This is a genomic window from Aureimonas ureilytica, assembly GCF_001475935.1.
GTDB classification, from domain to species: Bacteria; Pseudomonadota; Alphaproteobacteria; order Rhizobiales; family Rhizobiaceae; genus Aureimonas; species Aureimonas ureilytica_A.
This window is the reverse complement of sequence record NZ_LDQA01000087.1, coordinates 23,742-29,932: the sequence shown is the minus strand read 5'-3', so window position 1 is coordinate 29,932 and position 6,191 is coordinate 23,742. Positions and strand designations below refer to the sequence as shown.

Below are 6,191 nucleotides of genomic sequence, written 5' to 3'. Positions count from 1 at the left end.
ACGAAATTCCTGACAGTCCCCCATCCTTCCCGCGCAGGGGCCGACCCTGCCAGCGCATGCCCGACGATGCGCCCGTTCCGCTCTCATCGTCGGGATCGGGCGGATCGACTGCTTCCGCCTCCAGCGCGGCTTTGGCGGCGCGGATCCTCTCCAGCCGCCGCTACTTGTCGGCCATCCAGTCCAGTGTCTCGTCGCCGCGCTGGTCCGCGTCCAGTGCCCCATCCTCGCCCGCCTCCGCCTTGCGTGCCTGGTCGAGCCAGGCCTCGACCTCGGCGGCCAGCGCCGGCTCGCTTGTCTTCATCCGACCACAACTCATCGCCTTATGGCGCGAAGCGTTGGCCTTCATCTTTATCCCTTCGACGGCGACATGGACAAACCGGACCAGACCCGCCGCCCGGCACAGTCGCAGCACCTGCACGAACAGATCCGATAGAGCCATAAGGTGGCGCTTGCGGAAGTCGGCGATGGTACGGAAGTCCGGTCGGTTCAGCCCGGTCACCGCCATCACGTCGACCCGTTCCTCGCAAGCACGGGCAAGCTGGCGAGAGGAGTACAGGCCGCGGCTATACGGCAGCGCCACGACCACGCACGCCATCCGAGCAGCGATACAGCGATCGCAAGCTTCGCTCGCGACGCTGAGCCGGGTTCGGCATCAATCCGAAGACGGTGGCCAAGTGGCGCAAGCGTTAGACCTTGAAGGACATGAAGACCGGACTGAGGGAGCCGCGATCAACGACCCTGACTGAGTCCGAGGAGGCGATGGTCTTAGCGTTTCGACCACACGCTCGGCTGCCGTTGGATGACTGCCTCTACGCCTTGCAGCCAACGATCCCGCATCTGACCCGGTCAACGCTCCACCGGTGCCTCCAGCGGCATGGCATATTCAGATTGCCAGACGTCAACGGCGACAAGCCCCAACGTCAGCGCTTCAAACGTTATCCGATTGGCTTCTTTCATCTGGACATTGCCGAGGTGCAGACCGGCGAAGGCAAGCTCTTCCTGTTCGTGGCCATTGATCGGACAAGCAAATTCGCGGTCACGCAACTCGTCGACAAAGCTGGCAGATGGACGGCTTGGGAGTTCCTGACAGTCCCGTTCCTGGAACATTTGCTGCAAGCCGTGCCCTATCGGATCCGCACGATCCTGACCGAGTTCGCAGGATCAGAAATCGATCCGGCGAATCGTTTCCCCTGAGAACGGTCAGGTCGAGCGAATGAACCGCACGATCAAGGACGCGACCGTCAAACGCTTCCCCGACGAGAGCCACGATCAGCTTCGCACGCATCTCGCCGACTTCATGGCGGCCTACAACTTTGGCCGCCGACTGAAGACGCTCGGCGGTCTCACACCCTACGGATACATCGCCAGGATCTGGGCCTCAGAGCCAGACCGGTTCATCGTCAATCCGATCCACCAAATGCCGGGAATGAACACCTGAGTGCTTGAACATGACCAGACGCGCCGACGATCGAGGCGGTCCCGGCCGCGTGGACCCAGCAGAGGCAGAATTCCTGAAAATACGCCCCGCCCTGCGATCAACGCCCTGCTCATGCCGCGACGGCCTCTGCGGGCAGCGCGCCGAAGCGGCGTTGGCGGGTGGCGAAGTCGCGCAGCGCCTCCTTCAGATGCTCCGGCTGGAAGTCTGGCCAGAGCCGGGGCGTGAAGAGGAGTTCGGCATAGGCGCTCTCAAACAGGAGAAAGTCGCTGAGCCGCTGGTCGCCGCCCGTGCGCACGATCAGATCGACATCCGGCGCACCGGATGACACCAGCGCCGCAAAATCCTCGCGCGTCGTCTCGGCCGTCGCCTGCCGCGCGGCCTGGAGGATGGCATCGCGCGCCGAATAATCGAAGGCGATGCGAAGATGCAGCGCACTGGCTTTGGCGGAGCGGGCTTCGGCGGTTGCGATCGCGCGGCGCAGCGAGGCGGAGAGGCGGTCGCGCCGGCCGATTACGGTAAGCCGCACGCCGGACGCGGCGAGCGCGTCGATCTCCTCCGCGAGATAGGATTTCATGAGCGACATGAGAACGGCGACTTCCGGCGCCGGGCGCTGCCAATTGTCGCCCGAAAAGGCGTAGAGCGTCAGCGTGCCGACACCCATCTCCTTTGCCGCTTCCACGATCGGCCGGATGGCGCGCACGCCGGCGCGGTGGCCCTGGCTGCGCGACAGGCCGCGCTGCGTGGCCCAGCGCCCGTTGCCGTCCATGATCAGACCGAGGTGAATTCCGTTTTGGAAAGCGCTTTGCATTGCAAAGTCTCCGGTTAAATAAAAAGGGGAGGGGGTCAGGCGGGTTTGGGGGAGAGGTCGGTCTGGCCGCGCTTCGACGCGCTGGCGGCGTCGCGCACCACTTGTTCGAGAATGGCGAGATAGTCGAGAAAGCTCTTCCGGCCCTTCTCGGTCAGGAAGCAGGTCGTCACCGGCCGCTTGCCGCTGAAGCTCTTGTCGATGCGCACGAAGCCGGCCTCTTCCAGAACCTGGAGATGGCGGCTGAGATTGCCGTCCGTCAGGCCGCAGAGGCGCTTGAGATCGGCAAAGCCGAGACCCTTGGGTTGCCCGGCCAGCGAGGTCATGACGCCGAGCCGCGCCTTTTCGTGGATCACGCGGTCGAGCCCGTCATAGGCGAAGGGGGCGGACGTCTCAGAGCCCGGCATGGTCAGACCCCGAAGCGCGATGGATGACGAGGGCCAGAACGGTCTGGCCGATGGCGAAGGGCAGAGCCATGGCCCAGGGCGAGATCGTGGATTGGCCGGCCAGCATCATCATCACCGCAAAGCCGCAGACGAAGTACCAGGCCGCTGCCAGCATCGCGCCCCTCGGCAGGGACGGAGCGGCGGCAAACAGGCCGAGCCCAACCAGAACCTGCCACAGACCGGGGATCAGCCAGGCTTGATCGGGCGAGAAGCGGGCGATGATGGCGGCGAAGGCCGCCCCCGCAAAGCCGGCCGGCAGGAAGTGCTGGATCGCCTGATGCAGCATCGCGTCGGCCAGGCCGCCATGGGCGCGGCCGGTGCGCAGCACCATCTCCACCGCGATCAGCACCACGCAAAGAACGGCGGCGACGATCCACCCGACGAAGAAGGTGAGCGCCGTGGCGGGCGGAACCAGGAACTGAAGCCCGGCCGTCGCGAGCGCGATCCCGGCCGTGGCGGCCAGTGCCGTCGGGCCGAAGCCCCGGAACTCGGTTCCAGCCGCCATGCGGCGGCGGATCGCCTCGATGTCGGCCAGGGCCTCGTTCAGCTCGCGCATCCCAACCTCCAAGAGCTTTACATCGCAAAGTATACTGTGATGCCGAGAAATCGCAAGCCGCCTCGCGCGGGAAAACCCATCGGAGCCGTGAATCCCTCAGACGCCATCGATTCCGAAAATGAATTGGCCGGCCGGCGCGCCGTGCGGGAGAATCGCCCGCATGATCACGCATCGCTACCGCCTCTATATCGAACGCAGGGATGCGGACCGGAACATGGCCCGCTTCTACAGCCTGTCGATCGAGCCGAGCCTGTTCGGGGAAATCTGCCTCGTGCGCCGATGGGGGCGGATCGGCACGCACGGGCGTTCCATGACGCATCCTTGCGAAACCGAAGATGCCGCCGTGCTCCTCTTCCTCGACCTCCTGCGCCAGAAGCGTCAGCGCGGCTATGCCGCCTTGGGCAGCCCGTCGATGCGTTGCGCGGCGCCTGAGCGGATGCCGGGCGGGACGCAATGCCCTTCCGCCATAAGATAAACGGATCGTCGCCCGGAGGGACAAGCTTCGGTGGAGCTTTTGGCACTGACCTCGAACCGCGGCCCGGTTCGGTAGGTTGAGTGCAACTGCCCTCGGCTTATCTCTGGACGATGTGGAGGGCTGTGGCACTCGTGTCGTCTTGCGGATTTCCAGCGGGAGGCCGCGCCCGGCGTGGACCGAAGACCGCTATCCTCCCGTTTCCAGCCGGTAGCGGCTGCCGGGATAGAGAAGGCGCACGGTGGAGACGACGCCGGCCTCGCACCAGGTGCGACGGCGCACGAGGAGGCAGGGCTCCGACTTGGCGATGGCCAGAAGCTTGCACTCCCAAGGCGTGGCGCTGATCGCCTCGATGACCTGCTCGGCCCGCACGATGGGCGCGACGGCCGAGAGGTAGCTGTTGGGCGTGACGAGGGTGAAATCCTGCGCGCCATAATCCGGCGCAAAGCGCAGATGAACGAAGCGGTCCTCGATCTGGATCGGCAATTCGTCCTCGCGGTGGACGATTACCGAATGCGCCACCCGCGTTCCGGTCTCGACCTCCAGCACTTCGGCCAGTTCCGGTCCGCACACTTCCTCCTGCAGGAGGATGATCTGAGCCGAATGCGCGCCGCCCCGCGCGCCGATCTCGTCCGCGATATTGGGAACGCCCTGGAACAGCGAGCTGCGCTTCTTGGGCGCGACGAAGGAGCCCTTGCCCTGGATGCGCAGCAGCAGACCCTCGGTCGCGAGTTCCCGAAGGGCGCGGTTCACCGTCATCCGGCTCACGCCCAGCATCTCCACGAACTCGTTTTCCGAGGGCACGCGATGGCCCGCCGGCCATTCGCCCGACTCCACCCGGCCGCGCACATGGTCCTTCAGCGTCTCGTAGAGCGGGCGCTGCGGCTCGGACCGGCCCTCGCTGGCGTCTTCGATCGACAGGCTCGAACCCTCCCTTGGCGTCACGTCCCTCGGATATAAAGACAAGTTCGCACCGTTTCGCCAGAGCCGACTTGCAGCCGACCCAAAAATCAGCAATCTTGTATAGGCAACCTACCCGATCTTGGACCTGTCATGCGATCACCCACCTCGCGTTTCTTCTGTCCGATGGCGCTTCTGTCCCATGGCTGGGCGCGCGACGTCGGGATCGATATCGGGGCCGACGGACGCATCGCGGCGGTGACGTCCGGGTCGGTGTCGGCGACTGGCGAGCGACTGGCCGGGCCGGTGGTGCCCACGCTGTCGAACCTCCATTCGCACGCCTTTCAGCGCGCCATGGCGGGGCTGGCCGAGCGGGCGGGGCCTGGCGATGACAGCTTCTGGACTTGGCGCACGCAGATGTATCGCACGGTCGCGCTGATGCGCCCGGAGGATATCGAGGCGATCGCGGCCAAGCTCTATGTCGAGATGCTGAAGGGCGGCTTCTCGCGTGTCGCGGAGTTCCACTATCTCCACCATGGCGCGGGCGGCGTGGCCTATGGCGACCCCGCCGAAACCTCGCATCGCATCCTCGCTGCGGCAGCCACGGCTGGCATCGGCCTGACGCATCTGCCGGTCTTCTACGCCCATTCGAATTTCGGCGGCGCGGAGCCGGGCGAAGGGCAGCGGCCGTTTCTGCATGATGTCGACGGGTTCCTGGCGCTTCTCGACCGGCTCGCCCCGGCCTGCCGCGAGGCGGGCGCGACATTGGGTCTGGCTCTCCATTCGCTGCGCGCCGCCGCCCCCGGCGAGATCGCCGCTATCCTCGCGGCGGAGACGACGGCCGGACCGATCCACATTCACGTCGCCGAACAGGAGCGCGAAGTGGAGGATTGCCTTGCCTGGAGCGGTCGGCGGCCGGTGGAATGGTTGCTGAACGAGGTGAACGTGAACGAGCGCTGGTGCGCCATCCACGCCACGCATATGACGCCGGATGAGACGCAGCGCTTGGCCGCCTCCGGCGCGGTGGCGGGCCTGTGCCCCGCGACCGAAGCCAATCTCGGCGACGGCATCTTCCCCGCGACCGCCTTCCGGGCCGCCGGCGGCCGGCTCGGCATCGGCACCGACAGCCATGTGGCCACCAGCGTCGCGGAAGAACTGCGCCTTCTGGAATATGGACAGCGGCTGCGCGATCGACGCCGCAACCGCCTCGTCGCGGGGCCGGGCTCCTCGGCCGGGCGCACTCTGTTCGACGCGGCGCTGGCGGGCGGGGCGCAGGCCTGCGGCCTGGCCGAACACGGGCTCAGCATTGGCGCGCCCGCCGATTTCATCGTGCTGGACGGTGCCCATCCGTTCATCGCAGCCGCGATGGATGGGGGGGAGGGCGACACCATCCTCGACCGCTGGCTCTTTGCCGCCGCCGATGTGGTGCGCGATGTCGTGGTGGGCGGGCGCTTCGCGATCACCGAGCGCCGCCATGCAGCCGACGAGGCGATCGACGCCGCCTTTCTGCGCACGCTGCGGCGGCTGCAATGACCGGCGCGCTCATAGTTCATTCCGCCCTTTCAGGAGACCTG

General features: G+C 66.2%; 6 protein-coding genes and 2 pseudogenes. 3 read left to right on the top strand and 5 right to left on the bottom strand.

Translation table 11 applies throughout. From position 1 onward, the window contains the following. A pseudogene (locus tag NS365_RS22360) lies at positions 1 to 571 on the bottom strand (transposase); the annotation flags it as partial. Between NS365_RS22360 and NS365_RS23895 the strand changes: the two are divergent. Beyond that, positions 504 to 1,438 (top strand): annotated as a pseudogene (locus tag NS365_RS23895) (integrase core domain-containing protein). The pseudogenes NS365_RS22360 and NS365_RS23895 overlap by 68 nt on opposite strands. Positions 1,439 to 1,547: 109 nt before the next feature. On the opposite strand, the gene NS365_RS22345 reads toward NS365_RS23895, so the two are convergent. From NS365_RS22345 to NS365_RS22335, 3 genes are read right to left on the bottom strand one after another with little or no spacing between them, the layout of a single operon-like run. Next, positions 1,548 to 2,246 carry a di-trans,poly-cis-decaprenylcistransferase gene (locus tag NS365_RS22345; RefSeq protein WP_058602503.1) on the bottom strand — a complete coding sequence of 233 codons (699 nt, stop codon included), beginning with the start codon at positions 2,244 to 2,246 and terminating at the stop codon, positions 1,548 to 1,550. Between the two features lie 35 nt (positions 2,247 to 2,281). Beyond that, positions 2,282 to 2,650: a winged helix-turn-helix domain-containing protein gene (locus NS365_RS22340; protein ID WP_058602502.1), complete on the bottom strand. Its 369-nt coding sequence runs from the start codon at positions 2,648 to 2,650 to the stop codon at positions 2,282 to 2,284. Then, positions 2,637 to 3,245: a hypothetical protein gene (locus tag NS365_RS22335; protein WP_058602501.1), complete on the bottom strand. Its 609-nt coding sequence runs from the start codon at positions 3,243 to 3,245 to the stop codon at positions 2,637 to 2,639. The genes NS365_RS22340 and NS365_RS22335 overlap by 14 nt, the downstream gene beginning before the upstream one ends. A 160-nt stretch (positions 3,246 to 3,405) precedes the next feature. On the opposite strand from NS365_RS22335, the gene NS365_RS22330 reads away from it, so the two are divergent. Next, complete coding sequence (locus tag NS365_RS22330; protein ID WP_082684789.1) at positions 3,406 to 3,720, top strand: WGR domain-containing protein; 315 nt, start codon at positions 3,406 to 3,408, stop codon at positions 3,718 to 3,720. Positions 3,721 to 3,906: 186 nt separating this feature from the next. Here NS365_RS22330 and hutC read toward each other — a convergent pair whose 3' ends face one another. Further along, on the bottom strand, positions 3,907 to 4,638 hold the full coding sequence (gene hutC, locus NS365_RS22325; RefSeq protein WP_058602507.1) for a histidine utilization repressor: 732 nt from the start codon (positions 4,636 to 4,638) through the stop codon (positions 3,907 to 3,909). A 132-nt stretch (positions 4,639 to 4,770) separates the two neighbouring features. Between hutC and hutF the strand changes: the two genes are divergently transcribed. Then, positions 4,771 to 6,150, top strand: a complete 1,380-nt coding sequence (gene hutF / locus NS365_RS22320) for a formimidoylglutamate deiminase (RefSeq protein WP_058602500.1) — start codon at positions 4,771 to 4,773, stop codon at positions 6,148 to 6,150. Positions 6,151 to 6,191 lie beyond the last annotated feature (41 nt).

Bases quoted from the DNA above. Each gene is read 5' to 3' on its own strand.
- hutF (WP_058602500.1), top strand. From the start codon at position 4,771: ATGCGATCACCCACCTCGCGTTTCTTCTGTCCGATGGCGCTTCTGTCC.
- NS365_RS22340 (WP_058602502.1), bottom strand. From the start codon at position 2,650: ATGCCGGGCTCTGAGACGTCCGCCCCCTTCGCCTATGACGGGCTCGAC.
- NS365_RS22335 (WP_058602501.1), bottom strand. From the start codon at position 3,245: ATGCGCGAGCTGAACGAGGCCCTGGCCGACATCGAGGCGATCCGCCGC.
- NS365_RS22330 (WP_082684789.1), top strand. From the start codon at position 3,406: ATGATCACGCATCGCTACCGCCTCTATATCGAACGCAGGGATGCGGAC.
- NS365_RS22345 (WP_058602503.1), bottom strand. From the start codon at position 2,246: ATGCAAAGCGCTTTCCAAAACGGAATTCACCTCGGTCTGATCATGGAC.